Source organism: Prevotella pallens (assembly GCF_900454935.1).
In the GTDB taxonomy this organism is placed as follows: Bacteria; Bacteroidota; Bacteroidia; order Bacteroidales; family Bacteroidaceae; genus Prevotella; species Prevotella pallens.
Genome location: NZ_UGTP01000001.1, coordinates 927,841 through 952,025, shown reverse-complemented (window position 1 = coordinate 952,025; position 24,185 = coordinate 927,841). Strand labels below are relative to the sequence as shown.

Here is a 24,185-nt window from a genome sequence, read left to right as displayed (position 1 = left end):
AAATATACAAAAGAAGTTGAAAACCAACGTTGTTTTATCTGTCTTTTTTATCTTTTGGTGTCTGTACCTTATCTTATCAGATATTCTTAGACTTATTTACAACAAATACTCCAATAAGAATGAATGCACTACCAGCGTATGCTATAGGCGTCATACGTTCGTTCAGAACTATTGCGCTCGCTATTACAGTGGTTACAGGATTAAAGTAAATATAATTAGAAGCACGCAATGCACCTAACTGTGTCATAACCCACGCCCATGCAGCAAAGCACACAAACGAAGCAACAACTCCAAGATAAAACAAATTAAAACCAATTTCAGCTGTAAACAATTGTTCTAACGGAAATGTCCAAGGGTGTACAGCAAAGATTGGAAGAATGGTTATAAGTCCGTAAAAAAATACTTTACGCGTAATAAAGAAAGGAGAATAATTAGATGCAAATTTCTTCATTACCAACGAATAAATAGCCCAACTCGTAGCAGCAGCCAATGCAAGAATATCGCCTAAAGGGTTTAATTGTAACACAAAATGTCCATTAAAAATAACAAGTGCTACACCTAATAAGGCAAGAACAGAGCCTATAACAAGAGAAAAACTCGCTTTTATACCTTTAAGGAATAGTAAAGCTAATATAACAGTAACTAACGGAGTGGTACAAACAATAAAACTAACATCGTTTGCCACTGTTAGCTTTAAAGCATAGTTTTCTGTAAGAAAGTAAAGCGAACTACCAAAGATGCCTAATAACACCATTATAAGTTCGTCTTTTAGTGTATCACAAAACAGTTTCTTAGGCGAAATAGACCATATACATATATACCCCAACAAGGTTCGTAACACGTATATTTCTTCAGGAAGTAGACCTCGGTCTATTAATACACGTGTATTAACAAACGTTCCTCCCCATATCATTACTACCACCAATGCTATAATGTGGGCTAGCAATCCTTTCGACTTAGCTTTATTAGATATTTCGTTGTTATTCATAGGTGCAAAGGTATACAGATTTTGTTTATAATGGTAGTTTATGCACAAGATATAATTGGACAGACAACTATATATAAGGTATAAATACTTTGCGTGCTATATATCAGAATAGCCCTTTAGTAGATAGTTAATTTCGTTTCAATACTATATTAGTTGTACTTTTCACTTCGTTTGGTTTAACATTTACGTTATCGGTTAGGCTTTTTACCCACGAATCAGTAGCGAAATTAAGTATTCTATGACGCTGAATGAAGTATAAAGCAGGCTTATTTTCAGCTGTTACAGAATTTAAAGACTGGACTTGCAAGGTTGTGTTATCGTTCTTAATAGTAGCTTTCCCACCGGAAGTGGCAATCGAATCATCTTTCATTTCAATTGGTCCACTATAATCGTAACGCTCTCGTGCCGTTTCTATATCAACTTCTATATGCAATGTTTTATCGTCAGATACATAAGCAGAACCATTCATTCTACAATATTTATCGACGTTTTCTTGTGTCGTTTCAGAGTGTTTCATCGTCTTAAATTCGAACACTGGCATTGCGTAAGGTTGCCAATAAGCTTTAAGCCACGCATCAAGACCAGGACAAAAGCCCAAGAAGACAGCTTTAATCATCTTCGTTGGAAAATGTTTTATCTCTTCTGCAAACATTTCCTTGGTAACTTTCTTATTAGGAAACTGCGATTTTAGGAAGTCGTAAAAGTTCAATAACAAGTCTGTTTGGTTTACTAATATCCATTGTTGTCTTCCCCACTCTACCTTTATAACAGGCTTTATGCATCGGAAAGTCTGCTGAATCTGTTCTACAAGTAACTTGTCTTCCTCAACTGTAAAACTCTTTGGTATTGCTACCTTCGTTATATTGAGTTCGAAAGTAGTGTTGTTTTCATCTGTTTCCAATACTTTCAAACTAAAGTCGTTGTTTAACTCGCCATCGAAAGACTGAAGTGAGAACATAAAAGACACATTGTTGAACAGCCAATCGTCTTTATAATTCCAGTCTAAGTTAGCCACATAACTATAAGAAGCACTTTGCCCGACAACGAATTGCGGGCAATAGTACTGCTTATTTTGCGCTACTGATACAAGCGCAATAAAGGACAATAAGACGAAAGATAAGAGTCTACTCATCTAAAAAATCTTTTATCTTACATCACTTCCATAGTCCAATTGTGCGTATCTTCAATTGTTCCGTATTGTATACCACGTAGTGTTTCGTACAATTTAGATGACCATGGACCTGGTTTCTCACCAAAGTTATAAGTCTTCCCTTCTTCTAAATCGTCTAAACGAGAGATTGGTGATATAACTGCAGCCGTACCACAAGCACCTGCTTCTTCGAATGTTGCAAGTTCTTCTTCTGGTATTGGTCTACGTTCTACTGTCATTCCAAGGTCTTCGGCTATCTGCATCAAGCTCTTATTTGTAATAGATGGCAAAATAGAAGTAGATTCTGGAGTAACGTAAGTATTATTTTTAATACCAAAGAAGTTTGCAGCTCCACATTCGTCTACATACTTCTTTTCTTTACAATCGAGATAAAATTCAGAAGCATATCCCTTTTCGTGTGCTATTTGGTTAGCTTTTAACGATGCTGCATAATTACCACCTACCTTATAAGTACCTGTTCCTAATGGAGCTGCACGGTCGAAGTTGCGCATAATAACATACGGATTAGTAGAGAAACCGCCTTTAAAATAAGGACCAACAGGAGTTGCGAATATTAGCAACAAGTATTCTTCTGCTGGACGAACACCTACCTGTGCGCCTGTTCCTATAAGCAATGGACGGAGATAAAGTGTTGCACCGCTTTCATAAGTGGGTATATATTCTTGATTTAAGCGTACAACTTTCTTTATCATTTCTACAAAAAGTTCGGTTGGAGGTTCTGGCATTACAATACCACGACATGTACGTTGCAAACGAGCTGCATTCTCTTCTGGACGGAACACACGTACTTTTCCATCAGGACAACGATATGCTTTCAAACCTTCAAAAGCTTCCTGACCATAGTGCAAACACGTTGCAGCCATGTGTATATTTATGTTTTCATCAGAAGATACTTCTATTTCTCCCCACTTACCATCACGATAGTAACACCGAACATTATAGTCGGTCTTTTCATAACCAAACGAAAGGTTCTCCCAATCTATTTTTTTCATAATCTTAAATCTTGTGCCTTATCTCTATATTTCTTACATAAGAGATATAAAGACGTGGCGGTTATTAATTGTTTATTGTTTTTATTTACTATTTAAGCTTCTCTGTTATTTTGTTTCGAGTAACTTTTTTATTTCTTCATCAGTATGTGTCAGTTTATCTTTGCACACTTTTATCAATTCTTGAGCTTTCTTTAACTCGTTTGCCATCGTATCTATGTTCATATCGCCACGTTCCATTTTATCTACAATGGCTTCTAATTTTTTAAGAGCTTCTTCGTATTTCATTCTCTATTTCATAATTATTTATTTCTTCACTACCGATGTTATTATCCCCCCCTCAAGACGCGTTATAATTTCGTCGCCCGCCTTTACTTCGTTTACATTACGCAACACATATCCATTCTTATAGGTTAAGCTATAACCTAAACGTAGCATTCGTTCTGGGTTTACACCATCTACTCGTTGTTCCAGCAACTGCAATTTGTGTTGTTCTGCCATAAGTTTATTTGTAGTTGCAGGAATAACCTTATTTGAAAGGAGTTCTACCCTCATTTTACTTTGCTGCAAATGCAACATTACACGTTGTAAAAGCGCATGCCAATAGTCGTCTAAACGTGCATTCTCTCTGTTTTTTACCATTGAGAAAAGTATGGGTATATGGGTCGATAGTTGTTGCAAATGCAGTTTTTCGTGTTGTATTCTATGTTCCACCATTCGCTGAATAGAAATCTGTGCCTGCTCTATGCGGTTTAACGTTGCTGCCAGATGGTCTATCAAGAATGCTGCAGCTGCTGTTGGTGTCTTTACTCTTGTATGTGCCACCATATCAAGAATACTTTCATCGCGCTCATGCCCAATACCTGTTATAACTGGTAATGGAAAGTTCGCAACATTTTCTGCCAATACTAACGTATCAAAGCCACTAAGGTCGGCAGTGGCTCCCCCACCTCGAATAATTACCACACAGTCGAAATCATCTTCTTTCGTGCTTATTAAATTCAATGCTGCAACTATACTTTGCTCAACTTGTTCGCCTTGCATAAAAGCCTGAAAGAGTTGCATTTGAAAGCGAAATCCATATTCATTATATTGTAATTGATTACAGAAGTCGCCATACCCTGCTGCTGAAGCCGAAGAAATAACGGCGATACGCTGTGAAAACAAAGGCAGACATAATTCCCTTTGCAACTCAAACACACCTTCCGACTTTAGTTGGGCTATTATTTCGTTACGCTTACGAGCCATACTACCCATTGTGTATTCGGGATTTATATCATCTATTATCCACGAAAAGCCATACTGCGCATGAAACTGAGCATGCACTTGTATCATTATTTGTAAACCTGCTCGAAGTTTTACGCCTGCAACACGTTCGAAATGGGGTCCTATCATCAACCAAGAAGAACGCCAGCATTTGGCAGAAGCACGTGCTATGGGTATATTGGTACTTTCGTCTTTCTCTATTAACTCTAAATAAAGATGCCCTTTACTTTTTCTTGCGTCTGCAATTTCAGCCTCAACCCAATACGAGCTTGGCATAACTTTATCAATAAGTTCGACAACCAAAGAGTTGAGTTCATAGAGTGTTAGAGCGTTCTCCATATATGTTTTTGTCCTTTCAGTCGCAAAGATAAGAATAAAATTGGAATAAAACTACAATGGTATTAAAAATCTTTTATTTTTCCAACACGGTCTTCAGTCCATGATGACGGAAAGCGATAAAAATATTCTCGTTTTACTGTAGCTACCCCGCACGTTTAACACTGCCTATTTACACAGCAACCACAAAAGGGCTTCCAAGTAACGGAAACTAAATGGGAACTATCTATTTTATGAACGAAAAGAGAGAAATATGCCTGTAAATATTTTTCACAAACGTAACTATTACGTAATCATCTCATCGTCAGCGCATTCCAAAACCTATTGTTCTGCATTCCAAAAGCGGCTCTTTTGCAACACAAAAACGTAGGTTTTACAGCGCAAAAGAGCCGCTTTCGCAATGTCAAAACGTAGTTGTCACTTTTTAACAATGTTATCTTTACAAAATTGTAGCGTAATATAGGGGTACGATTCTTTGCCTTCATCATATTTAGGCTGCTTCTTCTTTTGTTCGGGAAGGTGATAAATCACACCCCTACCTGCCATTCTGCATTATATTTTTTCTTAATAAACGGCAACTACCCCATAGTTTGTATTCATAGAAACCAAGCCAATGGCATTAGCATTTCGCAAAGGTTTGCTGGAAAAACACGATGCGAAGAAGGTTGCGGGCATTTACAATGCGCTGGGCCTGGGCCTGATAGGCAGGACAAGCAAGCAGCTGTTCCACGTTGGCACTGTAATACGTGCTGTCTGCAACACCCTCTTTCAGCAGGTTGTTGCCCAAGCACATATATTTCGTATTGCGAAAAGCAAAGGGTGCAAGCGTAGCCAATATGTCGTCGTGGCTTCCCCAACGATTGGTCATACTACGATAGCATTCTTTACGAAGATAAGGTGGCAGGTAGATATAGAGCGGCACAGAACGCTCCCAACGCTTGTCTACCTGTGTGTAATCGAGAAGTCGCCCAAGGTTTTATTGGCATAACGAAAGCCGGTGATATACTTTTGCAACACTTCGTGGTTCTTTTCAGCAAAGCACTCATTATTATAATAGTCGTCTGGCACTGCCTTCAGCTGCACATCTTTGGGAAATTCAAACGGCGGGTGGTTGGTTGTAGTCATACACAGCAGCATTTGCGGCTTAGCTGTATGCTGGTCTAACCGTTCCTGTATGCTGCGGAAAAGATAATGATCGAACACTCCGATGCTGTTATACTCGTATTCAGGGTGCTGCTCTTTCAGTGTGAACTTACCCGTAACCTTCGTGAAGTGTTGGTATTTCAGTGCTTCGGCACAGTTTTCCCACGCTACGTCCATACCCGAAATAAACTCCGTGGTGTAGCCACTTTCGTTAAAAGGCAACGCTACCGACGACGGCAAGCAATGGAAACGATAGGACGATGAGAAGAAACGAGGAAACGGAACACTGCTCACGATGTTCTCAATGGAAGCGATTGTGCCGTTGCCTACCGACTGGAAATTGCGAAAGAGCAAATCTTCTTTTAAATGGCGGCGCATTCCAAGCAGCATATCGCAGCGGTGACTGTCTAAATTCATCAGGTAGTTACTCCAACTTTCCTCATAGATTATCAGCACATTGGGCTGTTTGTGCTTCATCGTATCGGGCACAGTGCGGAACAATGCCGTGCGCAGGGCAGCCAAAGTGTCGCCCTGCAAACGTATCGTATCCGAGTTTGTGTAAACGTTTATGGCCTCTTGCAGCGACTTGAACTTATATTCGGAGAGCAAACTCTCGATGCTACGAAAGGCAAAAGCATTTTTCTTTTCCTTCACAGCCTTCTTCAACATATAGGCGGCGTTGGGCACAAGGTCGTTAATCTGCTTACTGCTCGAGACAAACGAGTCTTCTACCTGCAAGGGGAAACGCCATACCGATCCACGAAGGCATATCACTTCGGCAACTAAAAACAGAACGATGAGGACGATGGTTTTGCGGTTTACTGCCAAGCTTTCTTGCTTGTTTTCGCAGTTCAACGAACCTTTTGCAATCTTCCGGGCAAGTATATAGATCCCAAAACTCGCCAAGCCTACCGCTGAAAGATAGAGTATGACGTGGTATTCTTCCCAAATAGTTTGCAGCAAACTCAACGGATTCTCATTGAAAAAGTCGAAGAAGGTAATGTTGATATGCGAATGGAAATTGCTGTAAAAACCAATATCGACAAGCGCAAGTATAAGGAGGACGATTTCGAGCACCACATAATAAGTACTGATAAACCTCGACAACCAACCTGCTACACTTCTGTTGCGCACAAAAAGGCATACCAAAATAACGAGAAAAGGCAGAATGGCAACGTATGCAGCAACTTGAAGGTCGAAGCGCAATGCGTTGAAAGCTGCAAAAGACAACGACTTGGCATACGCTTCAAAAGTGGTAAAAGGCACAAAGCAGACAGCAAAAAGCAATCTGACAATGAAGAATATACTCACTATAACAAGCGTATGTTTTAGTATTTCAGTTAGTTTTGCAGTAAAATAATTCATCATTTATAGCTTTCAGACTTTAAGAAATCGGGGGCAAAGATATTATTTTTCTATAAAACAGAAAAGAGAATAAAACAAAAAAGCAAATAATAAGATATAAAAACTTTGTAGATTGATGTTTATTTCTTATTTTTGCATAATATTAGAAGGACTACTTTATTTTATAAAGAAAATGTCCTCAAAATTTGATTGATTAGAACGGAAAAGCTTTTAAAGCCAATATTTATATGAAAAATATCTTTCACGGATTAGGAATAGCATTGGTAACACCATTCAAACAAAATGGAGAGATAGACTATGATGCATTAAAAAGACTGATAGAATATCAAATAGAAAATGGTGCTGACTTCTTTGCCATTCTGGCAACAACAGGTGAATGTCCCTGCTTATCTACCGAAGAGAAGAACGAACTCACCGAAACCATTATCTCGGTTGTAGACGGTCGTGTCCCCATATTAAAATATTGTGGTGGAAACAACACTGCTGCTGTCGTGGAAGAGATAAAACAAACCAATTGGAAGGGAATTGATGGTATTCTTTCTATCTGCCCCTACTATAATAAGCCCAGTCAAGAAGGTTTATACCAACATTTTAAAGCTATTGCAGAAACAAGTTCTCTTCCCATTGTACTATATAATGTACCAGGGCGGACTGGAGTAAATATGAAAGCCGAAACTACGGTAAGAATTGCCAACGACTTCCCAAACATTGTTGCAATAAAGGAGGCGGCAGGTAGTTTAGAGCAAGTAGATGAGATTATAAAGAATAAACCAAAGCACTTTGAAGTGATTAGTGGCGACGACGCACTAACATTTCCAATGATAGCAAGCGGAGCAGTTGGTGTAATTTCAGTTATTGGAAATGCGTTACCAAAAGAGTTCTCACGTATGATTAGATTAGAATTTAATGGAGAATATGATGCTGCACGGATTATCCACCACCAGTTTACAGAACTTTATAAACTATTATTCGTAGACGGAAATCCAGCAGGGTGCAAAGCTTTACTAAACGATATGGGAATGATTGAGAACGTGTTAAGACTACCACTTGTGCCTACACGTATTGAAACAAAACAGAAAATGAACGATATATTAAAAAAGATGAGACTCAATTAAAGAGCCTCATCTTTATTTAAATATAGAATATACAAATATTTGCTATCCACTTTTATATTTCTAAATCAGAGTATTAGGAATTGTTATCTCTCCTGCTATAGACTTATTCATATATTCGCGCACTATAGTATGGTCGCTATACTTAGCTTGCAAAAGCATTAACTTAGTTAGAGCAGCCTCAACAGTTGTATCGTAACCACTTATTACACCTGCCTCTTTCAGCTGGTAACCAGTATCATAACGATTCATATCAGCCTGTCCACTAATACATTGACTTACATTCACTGTAACAACACCACGCTGAGAAGCCTCTTTCAATAAATTTACAAGCCAAGACGCATGGGGCGCATTACCACTACCGTATGTTCGCATAATAATACCACGAAGCTCAGGAGCATCAAATGTATGACGAATAATGCTTTCTTCAGCACCTGGAAATAGCGAAAGTACAAACACATTACTATCCAATTCAAAATGTGGTACCATTGGTTGACTATAGTCTGGCTTTAGAATATGATGCGTTTGAAAATTGAAACTCACTCCAGCTTCACAAAGATGGGGAAAGTTGAACGACTCAAATGCATTCAACTCATCGGCATTCTGCTTTGTAGAACGATTTCCTCGCAACAAATGACCGTTAAAATAAATGCATACCTCAGGTACCATAGGAGTACCATCGTGATGATGCGCTGCAGCCAATTCCAAGCTAGTCATTAAATTCTCTTTACCATCGGTACGCAATTGACCGATAGGAAGCTGTGAACCTGTAAGTATAACAGGTTTCGTAAGATTTTCTAGCATAAACGACAAGGCAGATGCTGTGTAAGCCATAGTATCGGTACCATGTAGAATAACAAAACCATCATAGCTATTATATCTATCAACTATTATTCTCACAATATCAGCCCAGTTCTTCGGAGACATATTAGAAGAATCGATTGCAGGTATAAATTGATAAGTGTCAATAGCTGTTGGGATTAGCTTAAACTCTGGTACATTATCGGCTAGATGCTCAAAATCTAAAGGTTCTAAGGCACCTGTTGCAGGATTACAACCCATGCCGATAGTTCCACCAGTATAGATCAACAAAACTTTTTCTGTTCTTTTCATGACTATATAATTATCTTTGTCGCAAAGATAGTAATTTATTTTTAGTAAATACTCACTTAACTTTATCTTTTTTTCACTCATATTCAATTCATTATAAAGCCATTATTATCTATGAGTAGGTAAAAACAAAAACTAGGAATACATCAAGACATAAGTAACGATAAGATAACTACAAACTGACACTAGTATTGAGAATTACAGAACATAATGGTAAGGAAAAATTTTCTCTAATATTATCAGCCATTTTCTGTACCTTATTATAAAAGTCAATTAAACTTTTGCCGTTCTCAAAAATTAGTAGTATTTTTGCATCATAATTATGGTGGTAGATTTATGAGATATGTAATAGACCACTTTGGTGACTAAGAAATAACGTTATCGCACTTATATTTTATGAAGAAATTACTTTTCCCTATTATGGTATGTGCCATAATTTTAGCAATGGTAGGCTGCGGTTCAAGTGAACAAACGGTTTACTGGAGAAATATTGACTCTATTAGTTTGGCAGCATCTAAAGGACTATACGATGCGAAAATTATGCCGAAAGATGAATTAACCATTTTAGTACAAACAACAGATCCTCTATCTTCAGAGCCTTTCAATTTACATTCAACAGGACAATCTACTAACAAAAATGCTATTACTGGTTATTTGGTGGATAACGATGGTATGATTAATTTTCCTATTATCGGTAAAATTCATGTAGCTGGGCTTACTAAAAATGAATGTGAAGACCTTATAAAAAGTAAAATACAACCTTACTTGGCACGTACAGAAAATCCAGTTGTATCGGTTCGAATGAGTAGTTTCCGTATCACTGTAATCGGAGAAGTGAATCGCCCTGGTGTTATTCCTGTATCAACCGAGAAAATTAGTATTGTAGAAGCATTGGCTGAAGCAGGAGATATGACTATTTATGGAAAACGAAATAATATTCTTCTTGTTAGAGAAGATAAAACTGGTGAGAAACACAAGGTTCGCTTAAATATGAATGATGCGAATATAATAAACTCACCATATTATTACCTACAACAGAATGACGTTATATATGTTGAACCTCATAAGGTGAAAGCTAGAAATACATTCTTCGGTAGCAATACAAGCATATTCTATTCTATTATAGGTATTACATCATCGCTTGTAACACTATTAGTTACAATATTAAGGTAATTGTTATTAAACAAACAAAACAAAGAGTTTAAAGATAAAACTAGAATAAAAAGAAAAGGACTATATATATTATGTGTGGAATTGTTGGATATTTAGGCACAAAAAGACAAGCCTATCCTGTTCTAATAAAAGGACTCAAAAGATTAGAATATAGAGGATATGACAGTGCAGGCGTTGCACTTATCAATAGTAACGACGAATTAAACGTATACAAAGCAAAAGGTAAAGTAAGTGAATTAGAAACCGTTTGTGCTGATAAAAACATAGAAGGCACTATTGGTATAGCACATACAAGATGGGCTACACATGGAGAGCCATCTTCTACAAATGCACACCCACACTACTCCGAGTCTAAAAATTTAGCCATCATACATAATGGTATTATTGAGAATTATGCAGAAATAAAGAAAAAACTCCAAGGTAAAGGTGTTCATTTCATTTCTGATACAGATACAGAAGTATTAGTACAGCTAGTAGAATACATTCAAACAAGAAAAAGTCTAGACTTACTTTCTGCAGTGCAAGTAGCTCTTCATCAAGTAATTGGAGCCTATGCTATTGCAATTTTAGATAAACGCCACCCTGATACAATTATTGCTGCAAGAAAACAGAGTCCTCTCGTTGTAGGAATTGGCGATAATGAATTCTTCTTAGGGTCAGATGCAAGTCCTATCATAGAATATACAGACAAGGTTGTTTACCTCGAAGATGAGAACATTGCTGTAATGAAATTAGGTGAAGAACTGAAGATTGTAAATATACAGAACGAATCGTTAGCACCTGTAATAAAAACTGTGGATATTAATCTTGGACAAATTGAAAAAGGAGGCTATCCACATTTTATGCTCAAAGAGATATTCGAGCAACCTGACTGCCTCATTAACTGTATGAGAGGACGTATCAATGTTAATAACGATAATGTTACATTAAGTGCCATTATTGACCATCGACAACAGCTACTAAATGCAAAACGCATTATTATTGTAGCATGCGGAACTAGCTGGCATGCTGGTCTTATTGGCAAACAATTACTAGAAACATTCTGCCGGATACCTGTAAATGTAGAATATGCAAGCGAATTTAGATACAGAAACCCAGTAGTTTCTGCTGACGATGTTGTAATAGCATTATCACAAAGTGGTGAGACAGCTGATACGCTTGCAGCGATAGAATTAGCAAAAGAACATGGTGCATTTATCTATGGAATATGTAATGCTATCGGTTCAAGTATTCCACGAGCAACACATACAGGTACTTATATTCATGTAGGTCCAGAAATAGGGGTAGCCTCAACAAAAGCATTTACTGGACAAGTAACAGTTCTTACTATGCTTGCACTTACGTTAGCAGAAGCAAAAGGAACTATAAAACGAGATGAATACGTAAAAGTTGTGGAAGAATTAACGGCTATTCCTGAAAAAATAAAAGAAGTATTGAAATCAAACGATGCAATTGCCGATTTAGCTAGAACATTTACTTACGCACACAACTTCTTATACTTAGGTAGAGGATTTAGCTATCCAGTTGCTTTGGAAGGAGCGCTGAAACTAAAGGAAATATCATATATACACGCAGAAGGTTATCCAGCAGCAGAGATGAAACATGGGCCTATTGCTCTGATAGACTCTGATATGCCTGTTGTTGTTATTGCTACGCATAACGCTATGTACGAGAAAGTTCGTAGTAATATACAAGAGATTAAAGCTCGAAATGGTCGTGTTATTGCATTGGTTTCGAAGGGAGACAAAACAATTTCGCAAATTGCAGATGCCGTTATAGAACTTCCAGATACAATGGATTGTTTAGAACCACTCGTAGCAACAATACCATTACAATTGTTAGCTTACCATGTGGCTGTATGTAAAGGCAAAGATGTGGACCAACCACGAAATCTAGCTAAATCTGTAACAGTAGAATAAAAACAATAAAAAGAAACCTTAGTAAATGGAAAAGAACATACATGAAGATTGTGGTGTCGCAATGTTAAGATTGCTAAAGCCTCTAAGCTACTTTAAAGAAAAATATGGAACTTGGATGTATGGCTTAAATAAGATGTATCTTATGATGGAAAAGCAGCACAACCGAGGACAAGAAGGAGCTGGTATTGCAAGCGTTAAACTAGAAACTCAACCAGGAAACGAATATATGTTCCGAGAACGAGCAGAAGGAAAGAATGCTGTTACTGAGATTTTTGCAAATATTCATAAACAATATAAAGATTACACCGAAGTAGAAATTGCAGATGTCGATTTTGCACAGCGTAATTTACCGTTCGCAGGCGAGCTTTATATGGGGCATTTACGCTATTCTACAACAGGAAAAAGTGGCTTATCGTATGTTCACCCTTTCTTAAGACGCAACAACTGGAGAGCTAAGAACCTCTCATTTTGTGGTAACTTCAATATGACTAATATTAGTGAGATATTCGAACATCTCACTGATTATGGTCAATGCCCACGTAAATATAGCGATACTTACTTGCTCCTTGAATTTATGGGACACCGTTTAGACCGTGAAGTCGAACGTAATTACCGTGAAGCAAAACTGTTAGGGTTAGAGAAATTCGATATTACACATTATATTGAAGACCATGTCGAAATGAAAAATGTATTACAAACCACTATGCAATATTTCGATGGAGGTTATGTAATATGTGGTATTACAGGGTCTGGAGAGATGTATGCAATGCGAGACCCTTGGGGCATTCGTCCAGCTTTCTTCTATAAGAACGAAGAATATATGGCATTGGCTAGTGAGCGCCCAGTACTTCAAACTACATTTGATTTAGATTGTGAAGATATAAAAGAACTTTTACCAGGTCAGGCGTTGATTGTAAACAAACACGGTGAAAGTTCGTTGCATCAAATATTAGAACCTAAGGAAAATTCAGCTTGCTCATTCGAACGTATTTATTTCTCACGTGGCTCTGATAGAGATATATATAAAGAACGTAAAAAATTAGGTGAGCAACTTACTGAAAAAGTCCTAGAGGCTATTGACTACGACACAAATCACACTGTGATTTCATTTATTCCAAATACGGCAGAGGTTGCTTTCTACGGATTATTACAAGGATTCGAGAAATGGTTGAATGCTAGAAAGGTTCAAGAAATAAAAGCATTAGGAAACAATGCAACCAATAAAGATATAGAGAGAATACTAAATCAATCTATCCGCTCTGAGAAAGTGGCGTGGAAAGATATTAAATTACGTACTTTTATCACAGAGAGTAATTCACGAAACGACTTAGCATCGCACGTCTACGATATTAGCTACGAAAGCATTACACCAAATGAAGATAATCTTGTTATCATTGATGATTCTATTGTTCGTGGAACAACTCTAAAGGAAAGTATCTTACGAATACTCGATAGACTCCACCCTAAGAAGATTATCATTGTATCAAGCGCACCACAAATCCGCTATCCTGATTATTATGGTATTGATATGCCACGCTTAGAAGAATTTTGTGTGTTCAGTGCAACTATTCAGTTAATTAAAGAACGGAATATGGAATCACTCTTAACAGAAGTTTATGAAGCTTGTAAAAGAGAGATAAACAAAACTAAGGGTGAGACAATTAATAATGCTGTTCGTAAAATTTATGCTCCGTTTACTATAGAAGAAATCAACGAGAAGATCGTAGAGATGCTACGACCTATAGAAATGACAACTCCAGTAGAACTCGTTTACCAGAGTATAGAAGGCTTACACAAAGCCATACCAAAACATAAAGGAGATTGGTATTTTACAGGGAATTATCCTACTCCTGGAGGAATGCTACTTGTAAACAAAGCATTCATAAACTTCTACGAACAGAATTATCGTAAGTAAATCAGCAAACATTAAATCATCAACATACGAATAAAAATGAGGAATGTAACTTTAGTCTTAAATGACGGTACAAAATTTCATGGAAAATCATTTGGATACGAGAAGCCTGTTGCAGGTGAGGTAGTATTCAATACAGCTATGATGGGGTATCCTGAAAGCCTTACCGACCCTTCTTATGCAGGACAAATGCTTGTTATGACATTCCCGTTAGTTGGAAACTATGGTGTTCCTCCTTTTACAATGGAGAAAAACCATATTCCTTCATTTATGGAAAGTGACAAGATTTATGTGTCTGCACTTATCGTTTCCGATTATACGGAGGAGTACTCTCACTGGAATGCCGTTGAAAGTCTAGCATCATGGCTCAAGCGCGAAAAGGTTCCTGGAATCACAGGTATTGATACACGTGAACTTACAAAAGTTTTACGCGAACACGGCGTAATGATGGGACAAATTATTTTCGATGATGAAGCCGACAACATTCCTACTGCGCATTATGAAGGAGTTAACTTTGTAGACCTGGTCTCAACAAAAGAAATCATTCGCTATAATGAAGGTGGAGGTAAAAAAGTTGTATTAGTTGATTGTGGTGTAAAAGCAAATATCTTGCGTGAATTAATAAACAGAAATATAGAAATAATTCGAGTTCCTTGGAATTACGATTACACATCATTAGAATATGATGGTCTATTCCTTGCCAACGGTCCAGGAGATCCTGATATGTGCAATGATGCTGTAGAGATTATCCGTAAACAGATGAATGAGAGTAGAAAGCCTATCTGTGGTATTTGTATGGGAAATCAACTTATGGGAAAGGCTGCTAACGCAACTATCTTTAAACTGAAATATGGTCATCGTGGACATAATCAACCTGTTCGATTGGTTGGAACAAACCAATGCTATGTTACATCACAAAACCACGGTTATGCCGTTGATGCAAAAACTCTTAATAAAGATTGGGAAGAACTATTTGTAAATATGAACGATGGTAGTAATGAAGGTATCCGACACAAAACGAATCCTTGGTTCAGTTCGCAATTCCACCCAGAAGCAAGTTCTGGTCCAGTAGATACTGTATTTATGTTTGACAAATTTGTAGAAGCACTGAAATAATGAAAGACGAATCAATAAAAAAAGTCCTGCTACTTGGTTCAGGCGCATTAAAAATAGGTGAAGCTGGAGAATTTGACTATTCAGGTTCTCAAGCGTTAAAAGCACTACGTGAAGAAGGTGTTTCTACCGTTCTTATTAATCCAAATATAGCTACAGTTCAAACATCAGAAGGCGTAGCAGACCAGATTTATTTTTTACCAATACAGCCATATTTCGTAGAACGTGTTATCCAAAAAGAACGCCCTGATGGCATTCTATTAGCATTTGGTGGACAGACTGCCTTAAATTGCGGTGTAGAATTAGACCGTCTCGGGATACTTGAGAAGTACAATGTAAAAGTACTCGGTACACCTGTTAAGGCTATAATGAACACTGAGGACCGTGAACTTTTCGTACAACAGTTAGACGAAATAGACATTAAAACTATTAAGAGCGAAGCGTGTGAGACAGTAGAACAAGCACGAAAAGCTGCTACAACATTAGGTTATCCTGTTATTATTCGTGCTGCTTATGCACTGGGAGGGCTCGGTAGTGGTTTTGCAGATAACGAAGAAGAACTTGATAAGATTTGTGAAAAAGCATTCTCATTCTCACCACAAGTATTGGTTGAGAAGAGTTTAAAAGGCTGGAAAGAAATAGAATACGAGGTGGTTCGCGACCAATACGACAATTGTATTACGGTCTGTAATATGGAAAATTTCGACCCATTGGGTATCCATACAGGCGAATCTATCGTAATTGCACCTTCACAAACCCTCACTAACAGTGAATATCATAAACTTCGTAAATTAGCAATAAAGATTGTTCGCCACATTGGAATTGTAGGCGAATGTAATGTACAATATGCCTTTGATCCTAAAAGCGAAGATTACCGTGTAATTGAAGTGAATGCTCGTCTCTCGCGTTCTTCCGCATTAGCAAGTAAAGCAACTGGCTACCCACTTGCATTTGTTGCTGCTAAATTAGGAATGGGATACGGTTTATTCGAACTAAAGAACTCTGTTACCAAAACAACATCAGCTTTCTTTGAACCAGCACTCGACTATGTTGTTTGTAAAATACCACGTTGGGATTTAAGTAAATTCCGTGGCGTAGACAAAGAATTAGGCTCAAGTATGAAGTCTGTTGGTGAAGTTATGGCAATTGGTCGTAACTTTGAAGAAGCCATACAAAAAGGTTTGCGCATGATCGGACAAGGTATGCATGGCTTCGTAGAAAACAAAGAATTAGAAATTAAGGATATAGAAGCAGCATTGAGAGAGCCAACGGATAAACGTATCTTCGTTATCTCAAAGGCTATGCATAAGGGTTATACGGTTGACCAAATTCACGAACTTACAAAAATCGACCATTGGTTCCTATATAAACTGAAACATATTATTGACGTTGATGAACAATTAAAGAATTGTAATATCAACACACTTGATAAGACTTTACTCCGTACTGCTAAAATCTACGGCTTCACAGACTTCCAAATTGCACGTGCAGTTGGATTAGAAGACGAAGTAGATAATATGCATAAAGCTGTATTAGTTGTTCGTCAATTACGTAAGAGTTATGGTATTCTACCAGTTGTAAAACAAATAGATACACTGGCTGCCGAATATCCAGCACAAACCAACTATCTTTATGTAACTTACTCGGGGGTAGATTCCGATATTAAGTTTGAAACCGACCGTAAAAGTGTTATTGTTCTAGGGTCTGGTGCTTATCGTATTGGTTCTTCTGTTGAATTCGACTGGTGTGGTGTACAAGCACTAAATACGATTCGCAAACAGGGCTATCGCTCTATTATGATAAATTATAATCCAGAAACAGTATCGACTGACTACGATATGTGCGATCGTCTCTATTTTGATGAACTTACATTCGAGCGCGTTATGGATATAATTGATTTGGAAACACCCCATGGTGTTATAGTCTCTACCGGTGGGCAGATTCCTAACAACCTTGCTGTATATCTTGATGCGGAAAATGTGAACATACTCGGAACAAAGGCGAAAGATATTGATAATGCAGAAGACCGTGCCAAATTCTCAGCTATGCTCAACGATATAGGTGTGAATCAACCAGAGTGGCGTGCACTAACAAGTATGGCAGACATTCAAGAATTTGTAGACCGTGTAGGATTCCCCGTACTCGTTCGCCCTTCGTATGTTCTTTCTGGAGCTGCTATGAATGTATGTTCCAACAACGATGAATTAGAACGATTCCTGAAATTAGCAGCCAACGTTAGTGAAGACCACCCAGTAGTTGTAAGCAAATTCATTGAGCATGCGAAAGAAATAGAAATGGATGCCGTTGCACGCAATGGCGAAATCATGGCTTATGCTATATCAGAACATATTGAGTTTGCAGGTGTTCACTCTGGTGATGCCACTATTCAGTTCCCACCTCAAAAACTTTATGTAGAAACTGTACGCCGTGTAAAACGCATCAGCAGACAAATTGCTAAGGCACTGCACATTAATGGTCCATTCAACATACAGTTTATGGCACGCGATAACGATATACTTGTTATTGAATGTAACCTTCGCGCCAGTCGGTCATTCCCATTTGTTAGCAAAGTTTTGAAACTAAATTTCATCGACTTAGCTACTAAAATTATGCTTGGTATACCTGTAGAAAAACCAAGCAAAAATCTCTTCGATCTCGACTATGTGGGTATCAAAGCATCGCAATTCTCATTCAATCGCTTACAGAAAGCTGACCCTGTACTGGGTGTAGATATGAGTTCTACAGGAGAAGTTGGCTGTATTGGCGAAGATACCTATACTGCGCTACTAAAGAGTATGCTTTCTGTTGGACAAAGAATACCTGCAAAAAATATACTGCTGTCTACTGGTGGAGCAAAACAAAAAGCAGAAATGCTTGATGCTGCAAAAATGTTGAAAGACCACGGATACAATCTCTTTGCCACTGGTGGCACCTCTAACTACCTAACAGAGAATGGTATAGATAATACATTAGTATATTGGCCATCAGACGAAGGAAAACAACCACAGGCATTAGACCTTCTACACGAAAAGAAGATTGATATGGTGGTAAACATTCCGAAAGATCTTACACCACGAGAGCTTACTAACGGCTACAAAATTAGACGTGCTTCTATCGACCTTAATATACCGTTGCTTACAAACAGCCGACTTGCAAGTGCATTTATTGCAGCCTTCTGCAATGTTAAGTTAAACGATATTGACATTAAGGCTTGGGGAGAATATTAAATTACAAATCCATACCATTAATCAAAGACCTATACGATTATTGTTTTCGTGTAGGTCTTTATTGTATACAAATGAGATTGAATGCTAAAATTAATATAAGTTTTAACTCAAATCCGTCATTAGAGCCTAAACATACTTTGTTTTATTATCAGGTAGATTATCTGTCTTTGCAACGTATGTATAGCGGGCTACATCAAGTTACAAAGACAGACAAGATGCCAATAAGAAAATAAAAGATGTTAGGAGACAATATCATAGTAATAAAAACTATACATATTGTGGCCTAATGACCAATTTGGGTTTAACGACTAATCTATATTAAACTAACCTGAACTCGGGATAAGTTTCTTTTTATTACTCTAATTTATTTATCCTAAAACCCATTTAGCCTCAATCGTCTTAGATTGAGGCTACTCCTTTTTATCAAAAACAAACTGTTTTTTTAGAACAAAGAAAGTTGACCGTTGTGTTGTTCTATGCAGAAATCTAAATTGACTTCAGGTTTCTTTTCAAAGAAGCTATATGCAGCCATTGCTGATAATACATTCATAGCAAAATTAAGTACACTTCTATGTCTAGAGTGGACCAATTGTGCTACATTTTTCAGTTCGTCATTGATAGTTTCAATTACAGATCTTTTTCTTAAAAGCAGTCTATCATATATTGGGATTAACTTGTTTTTCATATTACTTCTTATACCTGTTACCAAGTTAATGCCATCATTGAATAATTTTTCAAATAGTCCCTTAGAGATGTATCCTTTATCGGCAAATAATTTTCCAAAAACATTATCAGTCAGCCTATTAAAGACATTCTCATCTCTATCATCTACATTGGCTTTGGTAAGCATAAAGTTGAGAATTTCCCCTCGTTCATTGCATATAAGGTGCAGTTTAAATCCAAAATACCAACCCATTGTGCTTTTGCCTCTGGTAGCATAATCCTTAAAAACCTTATTGCGGTAAATACGTTTATTATGGCAGACTGGGATACAGGTAGAGTCAATAAAGCTAATACCAGTACATCTGCCAAAACAACATATTTGCAAGAACATCATCATTTCTACCGAAACTCTAGCTTCAAGCTCCAAAAAACGATTATAGGATAACAGATGAGGAAACATATCTGCAAGATGCTCCTTGATAAAGAACATATAATAATGTTGAAAGTTACGATAAGAATTAAAATGAAAACAGATCATTATGGTTATGATTTCTGACTTGCTCATACGCCATTTACGAAGGCGATGCTTACACTTGGTATCATTAGGAAGCCCTATTTTATCAATTTCTGACTCAAATTCTTTGCAAAAGTCATCTGCAATACAAAAGATTTCGGTAATTTTGTCTTTGGTAATCATCGCTATATTAATTGTAAGTTATTGATTTTCAACTATAAAGTTACAAAAATATAACGAGATTACCAACTTTTTTGAGTATTATTCTTATCCCGAGTTCAGGTTAAACTAGCTTCAATTATTAGTATTCGCCATCATCATAAGTAGGATAATTATAAGTAATGCCTACCGTTTACTCACAAGAAAATATTGCAGAGGACTCAAGAAATCTCTCAATTATAGTTATTCTTGTTTCAGATATCTATCACGTTTATTTCAGACATCTATCAGCTACGTCTTAGATATCTATCACGTTCACTTCAGATATCTATCTGTTGCATCTTAGATATCAATTATCTCTAATATAGCTACCTCAGATAAGAAGAATATAAATAAAACAGACTTAGCTAAAATAGCAGTTTAAGTTAGAAACATTTTGTACATTCAGACGTTTTGTATACCTTTGTAACAATAAAAAATAACTAATTATAGGCATTTTAGAACGTGTCTATAAACAAATAAACCGCAAGGTTCACAGAATATCTGAAGAATAATTTTATTAATAAACTTTTTATATATGAGGAAACTATTACTTTTAGCACTTGCCATTAATTTTGGCTTAAGTATGAATGCACAAGAGGCATTACTTTCTAATCGTCCTGATGGACTTGTTAAAGTTTACGACCGTTCTGGAAAGGGAATTAAACTACAACAGGCTGACGACGGATCTCTTGAAATGACAACACTCAATCTATCTGAAGCAACTGATTTTGAGGTTGTTTTTATGGCTGACAACAAAACTGTTTATGTTAAGAATCCTATAGTCGCCTTACCCGAAACATTTGCAGATGTAACCAATCGCTGGGTTAAAGGAAGCATAAAAGGAAATAAAATCACTATTCCACACAAATCGTTAATTTTTTCTACTCAAACAGATCAAGGCGAGAACGTATCCATATATATGGGATACTATGGAATAGACAATAATCAGGCTGTTCCTATGAATCCTTCTGTAGATATTACCTATACAATGAACGAAGACCAGATAACACTCGATGCTCCTAAAAACGATAAGACATACGTTCTTTCGTGTATAGCTTCAGACAATTCTTGGTTTAGAATGAGCGAATATACAGGAGCTATTTACACCCTAAATAAAGAAAAAACAGCGAATAATATAAACATTATAAATAAGGAGAATAGACTTGAAGTGGCAGAAGAAACATACTATGATATTTCTGGTCGCAAACGCACCAAACCTAATGAAGGTATTGCTATTAAACAAACTAAGTTCAAGAATGGTACTCAGAAATCAGAAAAGTTCATCATAAATAAATAAAAAAAACCGCTGAACTCTAAGAGTCCAGCGGGATTTCTTTAATAGCTAAGTAACTTGATTACTTATTAACGTGTGTTGAATCAGTATGAGTGCCTACTGCAGGTGAATCAACCTTGTTTGTATCTTGCTTTGTTGTATCAACTTTTGTTGTATCAACTTTTGAAGAATCTGCTGTACCAGCAGGTTTACCTTTACCATTGCAAGATGTCAAAGAGATAGCTGCACAAGCTACTGCTACAAATAATAACTTTTTCATTTTCTTTGCTTTTTAATCTGTAAAACGATCATTAATTTCTTAAAACGATGCAAAGGTAGATATTTTTTTTTAATAGCCATACTTTTTTTTATACTTTTTTTTTATTTTTCTGAAGCACTTCTATATATCACTGATTATTAAGCATTTATAATATGGTTATTGCTGTTAAATATTATTAAAGCATTTTTATTCTCGCCATAAAACTATGTACATCAAGTATATATACTGATAAACAGTAAACATTTATTAGTTGTGTATATATAGAGAAATAAGGTTCGTGAAGTATCTTCGTTCGTATATAATATATAAGGTAGCAGATATAATACATATAAGGTAATAGTTATAATATATAAGGTAGCAGATATAATACATATAAGGTAATAGTTATAATATATAAGGTAGCAGATATAATACATATAAGGTAGTAGATATAATATATAAGGTAGCAGATATAATACATATAAGGTAGTAGATATAATATATAAGGTAGTAGTGAACGAACGGACGGCGACTCAAATTTGTTTGTGAAGTGTTGTGGTTCGTATACAGAACGGAGACTATTTATTTTAAATTAGTTGTTAGAGCTCTGTAGATTTCGTTTCATTATTAGACTGATTAATTGACTTTATAACGTAGATGCAGCATATTACATTTGGTTAAAAAAGATAACACTATACCTGCAATAAAATAAAGAATAACAGAAATTAATAGTACAAACAATACATAATGGTATTATGGTTAAATGATTCGATTGAGATTTATTACGAGGGGTGGGCGAAGATGGGTTAATATAATGATAGAAGCAGAAAAATATTTATTACTTTTGCAAACGAAACAAAAAATAACTACCTATACTATGAAACAAGGTATTGCCAACGACATTAATCCTTTGGTGAAAGTTGCTACAGCGTTAATTATTGGTATGGTTCTGGGGCGATTTGCTTTAACCATTATACCAATATGGAGTTGGCTTGCAATGGCAATGCTGTGTTTAGTGGTTATTTTTCTTAGTAGGAATAGACGAATATTTAACAGCTGCGCATTGCTTCTTGCTGTGGCTTCAATTGGTGGATGGCTGATGGCAAACACAGAAATGGAGATGCAGAAGTTTATTCCTACAAAGCTTTTGCGCTACAATGCGGTATTGCTGACCGAACCTGTGCAACACGGGAAAGTTATACAAACTGAATTGGCTATTCAAACAACTGATGGCCCTATGAAAATTAAGGCTGCTATATTATGCGATACTGTTTCTGAAAACTATAAACGGTTACACGTAGGAGATGGTATCACTGCCTTCTCTGAGTTGGAAAAGCCCGTAAACTTCTGCGATACAGACTTTGACTATGCTCGTTGGCTACATTTGCACGGTATTAGTGCAGAAACTTTTATTTTCTATAGGAATTGGAAAAAGACTGCGGTAAATCTTTCGTTCCTTAGCATTGCAGACCGAACATTGATTGAACTAAAACGAGCAAAACAACAATGGTTACGAACTTATGCACGTGTAGGACTCGAAGAACAGACTGCTGCTGTTACTATTGCGATGACTTTGGGTAACAAGCAACTTATATCGAAAGACGTAAAAGACGATTATTCCGTCTCGGGGGCAAGTCATATCTTAGCTCTGTCGGGGTTGCATCTTGGTATTATCTATGTTATCTTTCTTTTCGGATTCAATCTTTGTAAAGGCATTCCCTACTTAAATGTTCTTGTGCGGTATCACATTAGCGATTTGTTGGTGCTACTGCTCATCTGGCTGTATGCGTTGTTGGTTGATTTCTCCCCATCAGTATTGCGGTCGGCAACAATGATAACTGTGTACAGTGTTGTTAGATTACTGAATAGAGACCGTTCGTCGCTCAACACATTGGCGCTTACGGCTATTATTCTATTGGTGCTACACCCACAGAACTTATGGGACGTAGGCTTCCAATTGTCGTTTATGGCTGTGCTTTCCATTATTCTCTTCGCACCCACACTTTATGGATTATTCTCGTACGAACAACTTCAGCACCATTGGCTGTTGCGTTGGATATGGACACTTATTACGGTTTCGGTAGCGGCACAATTGGGCACTGCACCATTGGTGGCTTACTACTTCGGACGATTTAGTTGCTACTTCCTACTTTCCAACTTCATTGTAATTCCTTGTGCTACCATTATTCTCTACATCACAGTTCTGTTGTTTGTATGCTTTTTTATGCCAGTTGCGCAACTATTTATTGGAAAAGCATTGCAAACAATAGTTGGTGCTATGAACACTGCCCTACATAGCATAGCCCATTTGCCAGGTGCAAGCATAGAAGAGCTACACCCCAGCATATTGCAGCTGTTTTTTTGCTATATTCTTCTGCTTTGTGCGTACTGCTTAACCACTTTTTTCAGCAAACAAGCTGACTTGCAATAAATTTACGTACCTTTGCAACC

The 24,185-nt window shown here is 37.0% G+C and carries 18 protein-coding genes; 8 read left to right on the top strand and 10 right to left on the bottom strand.

The window, feature by feature from the left end:
* Window positions 1–76: 76 nt before the first annotated feature.
* The 7 genes from DX009_RS04080 to DX009_RS04050 form a co-directional block, all read right to left on the bottom strand.
* Window positions 77–988 (bottom strand): DMT family transporter, encoded by a 912-nt coding sequence (locus tag DX009_RS04080; RefSeq protein WP_115083105.1) that lies wholly within the window; start codon window positions 986–988, stop codon window positions 77–79.
* Window positions 989–1,115: 127 nt separating this feature from the next.
* Window positions 1,116–2,120 carry a hypothetical protein gene (locus DX009_RS04075; RefSeq protein WP_115083104.1) on the bottom strand — a complete coding sequence of 335 codons (1,005 nt, stop codon included), beginning with the start codon at window positions 2,118–2,120 and terminating at the stop codon, window positions 1,116–1,118.
* A 17-nt stretch (window positions 2,121–2,137) separates the two neighbouring features.
* The gene (locus DX009_RS04070) at window positions 2,138–3,151 is read right to left on the bottom strand and encodes a branched-chain amino acid aminotransferase (protein ID WP_006045228.1); all 1,014 of its coding nucleotides are present in this window, start codon (window positions 3,149–3,151) and stop codon (window positions 2,138–2,140) included.
* A gap of 105 nt (window positions 3,152–3,256) precedes the next feature.
* A complete protein-coding gene (gene xseB, locus DX009_RS04065) occupies window positions 3,257–3,436 on the bottom strand; it encodes an exodeoxyribonuclease VII small subunit (protein ID WP_006045229.1) in 180 nt (59 codons plus the stop codon).
* Between the two features lie 18 nt (window positions 3,437–3,454).
* Entirely contained in the window at window positions 3,455–4,753 is a 1,299-nt protein-coding gene (xseA, locus tag DX009_RS04060; protein ID WP_115083103.1) for an exodeoxyribonuclease VII large subunit, read from the bottom strand.
* Window positions 4,754–5,369: 616 nt separating this feature from the next.
* Entirely contained in the window at window positions 5,370–5,618 is a 249-nt protein-coding gene (locus DX009_RS13815; protein WP_410525567.1) for a hypothetical protein, read from the bottom strand.
* Window positions 5,619–5,692: 74 nt separating this feature from the next.
* Window positions 5,693–7,261, bottom strand: coding sequence for an LTA synthase family protein (locus DX009_RS04050; protein ID WP_410525566.1), 1,569 nt, complete (start codon window positions 7,259–7,261; stop codon window positions 5,693–5,695).
* A 224-nt stretch (window positions 7,262–7,485) separates the two neighbouring features.
* Between DX009_RS04050 and dapA the strand changes: the two genes are divergently transcribed.
* Complete coding sequence (gene dapA / locus DX009_RS04045) at window positions 7,486–8,373, top strand: 4-hydroxy-tetrahydrodipicolinate synthase (protein ID WP_115083101.1); 888 nt, start codon at window positions 7,486–7,488, stop codon at window positions 8,371–8,373.
* A 60-nt stretch (window positions 8,374–8,433) separates the two neighbouring features.
* On the opposite strand, the gene DX009_RS04040 is transcribed toward dapA, so the two are convergent.
* Window positions 8,434–9,483, bottom strand: coding sequence for an asparaginase (locus DX009_RS04040; protein ID WP_115083100.1), 1,050 nt, complete (start codon window positions 9,481–9,483; stop codon window positions 8,434–8,436).
* A gap of 393 nt (window positions 9,484–9,876) precedes the next feature.
* Here DX009_RS04040 and DX009_RS04035 point away from each other — a divergent pair, with 393 nt between their 5' ends.
* The 5 genes from DX009_RS04035 to carB all read left to right on the top strand — a co-directional run bounded on the left by DX009_RS04035 (window position 9,877) and on the right by carB (window position 18,824).
* Window positions 9,877–10,653: a polysaccharide biosynthesis/export family protein gene (locus tag DX009_RS04035; RefSeq protein WP_115083099.1), complete on the top strand. Its 777-nt coding sequence runs from the start codon at window positions 9,877–9,879 to the stop codon at window positions 10,651–10,653.
* Window positions 10,654–10,724: 71 nt separating this feature from the next.
* The gene (gene glmS, locus DX009_RS04030) at window positions 10,725–12,572 is read left to right on the top strand and encodes a glutamine--fructose-6-phosphate transaminase (isomerizing) (protein WP_006045235.1); all 1,848 of its coding nucleotides are present in this window, start codon (window positions 10,725–10,727) and stop codon (window positions 12,570–12,572) included.
* 25 nt (window positions 12,573–12,597) lie between these two features.
* On the top strand, window positions 12,598–14,487 hold the full coding sequence (locus tag DX009_RS04025; protein ID WP_115083098.1) for an amidophosphoribosyltransferase: 1,890 nt from the start codon (window positions 12,598–12,600) through the stop codon (window positions 14,485–14,487).
* Between the two features lie 36 nt (window positions 14,488–14,523).
* Entirely contained in the window at window positions 14,524–15,600 is a 1,077-nt protein-coding gene (gene carA, locus DX009_RS04020; RefSeq protein ID WP_115083097.1) for a glutamine-hydrolyzing carbamoyl-phosphate synthase small subunit, read from the top strand.
* Complete coding sequence (carB, locus tag DX009_RS04015) at window positions 15,600–18,824, top strand: carbamoyl-phosphate synthase (glutamine-hydrolyzing) large subunit (protein ID WP_115083096.1); 3,225 nt, start codon at window positions 15,600–15,602, stop codon at window positions 18,822–18,824. The genes carA and carB overlap by 1 nt, the downstream gene beginning before the upstream one ends.
* 442 nt (window positions 18,825–19,266) lie before the next feature.
* Here carB and DX009_RS04010 read toward each other — a convergent pair whose 3' ends face one another.
* Window positions 19,267–20,184, bottom strand: a complete 918-nt coding sequence (locus DX009_RS04010; RefSeq protein ID WP_115082805.1) for an IS982 family transposase — start codon at window positions 20,182–20,184, stop codon at window positions 19,267–19,269.
* A gap of 553 nt (window positions 20,185–20,737) precedes the next feature.
* Here DX009_RS04010 and DX009_RS04005 point away from each other — a divergent pair.
* The gene (locus DX009_RS04005; protein WP_115083095.1) at window positions 20,738–21,499 is read left to right on the top strand and encodes a hypothetical protein; all 762 of its coding nucleotides are present in this window, start codon (window positions 20,738–20,740) and stop codon (window positions 21,497–21,499) included.
* 58 nt (window positions 21,500–21,557) lie between these two features.
* On the opposite strand, the gene DX009_RS04000 is transcribed toward DX009_RS04005, so the two are convergent.
* Window positions 21,558–21,755, bottom strand: a complete 198-nt coding sequence (locus DX009_RS04000; protein ID WP_006045241.1) for a hypothetical protein — start codon at window positions 21,753–21,755, stop codon at window positions 21,558–21,560.
* An 856-nt stretch (window positions 21,756–22,611) separates the two neighbouring features.
* On the opposite strand from DX009_RS04000, the gene DX009_RS03995 reads away from it, so the two are divergent.
* Complete coding sequence (locus DX009_RS03995; RefSeq protein ID WP_115083809.1) at window positions 22,612–24,165, top strand: ComEC/Rec2 family competence protein; 1,554 nt, start codon at window positions 22,612–22,614, stop codon at window positions 24,163–24,165.
* Window positions 24,166–24,185: the final 20 nt, after the last annotated feature.

What these genes read in the sequence shown, in the direction of transcription:
- DX009_RS04075 (WP_115083104.1), bottom strand. Translation starts at nt 2,120, where the DNA reads ATGAGTAGACTCTTATCTTTCGTCTTATTGTCCTTTATTGCGCTTGTA.
- DX009_RS04050 (WP_410525566.1), bottom strand. Translation starts at nt 7,261, where the DNA reads ATGATGAATTATTTTACTGCAAAACTAACTGAAATACTAAAACATACG.
- DX009_RS04040 (WP_115083100.1), bottom strand. Translation starts at nt 9,483, where the DNA reads ATGAAAAGAACAGAAAAAGTTTTGTTGATCTATACTGGTGGAACTATC.
- DX009_RS04070 (WP_006045228.1), bottom strand. Translation starts at nt 3,151, where the DNA reads ATGAAAAAAATAGATTGGGAGAACCTTTCGTTTGGTTATGAAAAGACC.
- DX009_RS04010 (WP_115082805.1), bottom strand. Translation starts at nt 20,184, where the DNA reads ATGATTACCAAAGACAAAATTACCGAAATCTTTTGTATTGCAGATGAC.
- dapA (WP_115083101.1), top strand. Translation starts at nt 7,486, where the DNA reads ATGAAAAATATCTTTCACGGATTAGGAATAGCATTGGTAACACCATTC.
- carA (WP_115083097.1), top strand. Translation starts at nt 14,524, where the DNA reads ATGAGGAATGTAACTTTAGTCTTAAATGACGGTACAAAATTTCATGGA.
- xseB (WP_006045229.1), bottom strand. Translation starts at nt 3,436, where the DNA reads ATGAAATACGAAGAAGCTCTTAAAAAATTAGAAGCCATTGTAGATAAA.
- DX009_RS04035 (WP_115083099.1), top strand. Translation starts at nt 9,877, where the DNA reads ATGAAGAAATTACTTTTCCCTATTATGGTATGTGCCATAATTTTAGCA.
- xseA (WP_115083103.1), bottom strand. Translation starts at nt 4,753, where the DNA reads ATGGAGAACGCTCTAACACTCTATGAACTCAACTCTTTGGTTGTCGAA.
- DX009_RS04005 (WP_115083095.1), top strand. Translation starts at nt 20,738, where the DNA reads ATGAGGAAACTATTACTTTTAGCACTTGCCATTAATTTTGGCTTAAGT.
- DX009_RS03995 (WP_115083809.1), top strand. Translation starts at nt 22,612, where the DNA reads ATGAAACAAGGTATTGCCAACGACATTAATCCTTTGGTGAAAGTTGCT.
- DX009_RS04025 (WP_115083098.1), top strand. Translation starts at nt 12,598, where the DNA reads ATGGAAAAGAACATACATGAAGATTGTGGTGTCGCAATGTTAAGATTG.
- carB (WP_115083096.1), top strand. Translation starts at nt 15,600, where the DNA reads ATGAAAGACGAATCAATAAAAAAAGTCCTGCTACTTGGTTCAGGCGCA.
- glmS (WP_006045235.1), top strand. Translation starts at nt 10,725, where the DNA reads ATGTGTGGAATTGTTGGATATTTAGGCACAAAAAGACAAGCCTATCCT.
- DX009_RS04080 (WP_115083105.1), bottom strand. Translation starts at nt 988, where the DNA reads ATGAATAACAACGAAATATCTAATAAAGCTAAGTCGAAAGGATTGCTA.
- DX009_RS13815 (WP_410525567.1), bottom strand. Translation starts at nt 5,618, where the DNA reads ATGACCAATCGTTGGGGAAGCCACGACGACATATTGGCTACGCTTGCA.
- DX009_RS04000 (WP_006045241.1), bottom strand. Translation starts at nt 21,755, where the DNA reads ATGAAAAAGTTATTATTTGTAGCAGTAGCTTGTGCAGCTATCTCTTTG.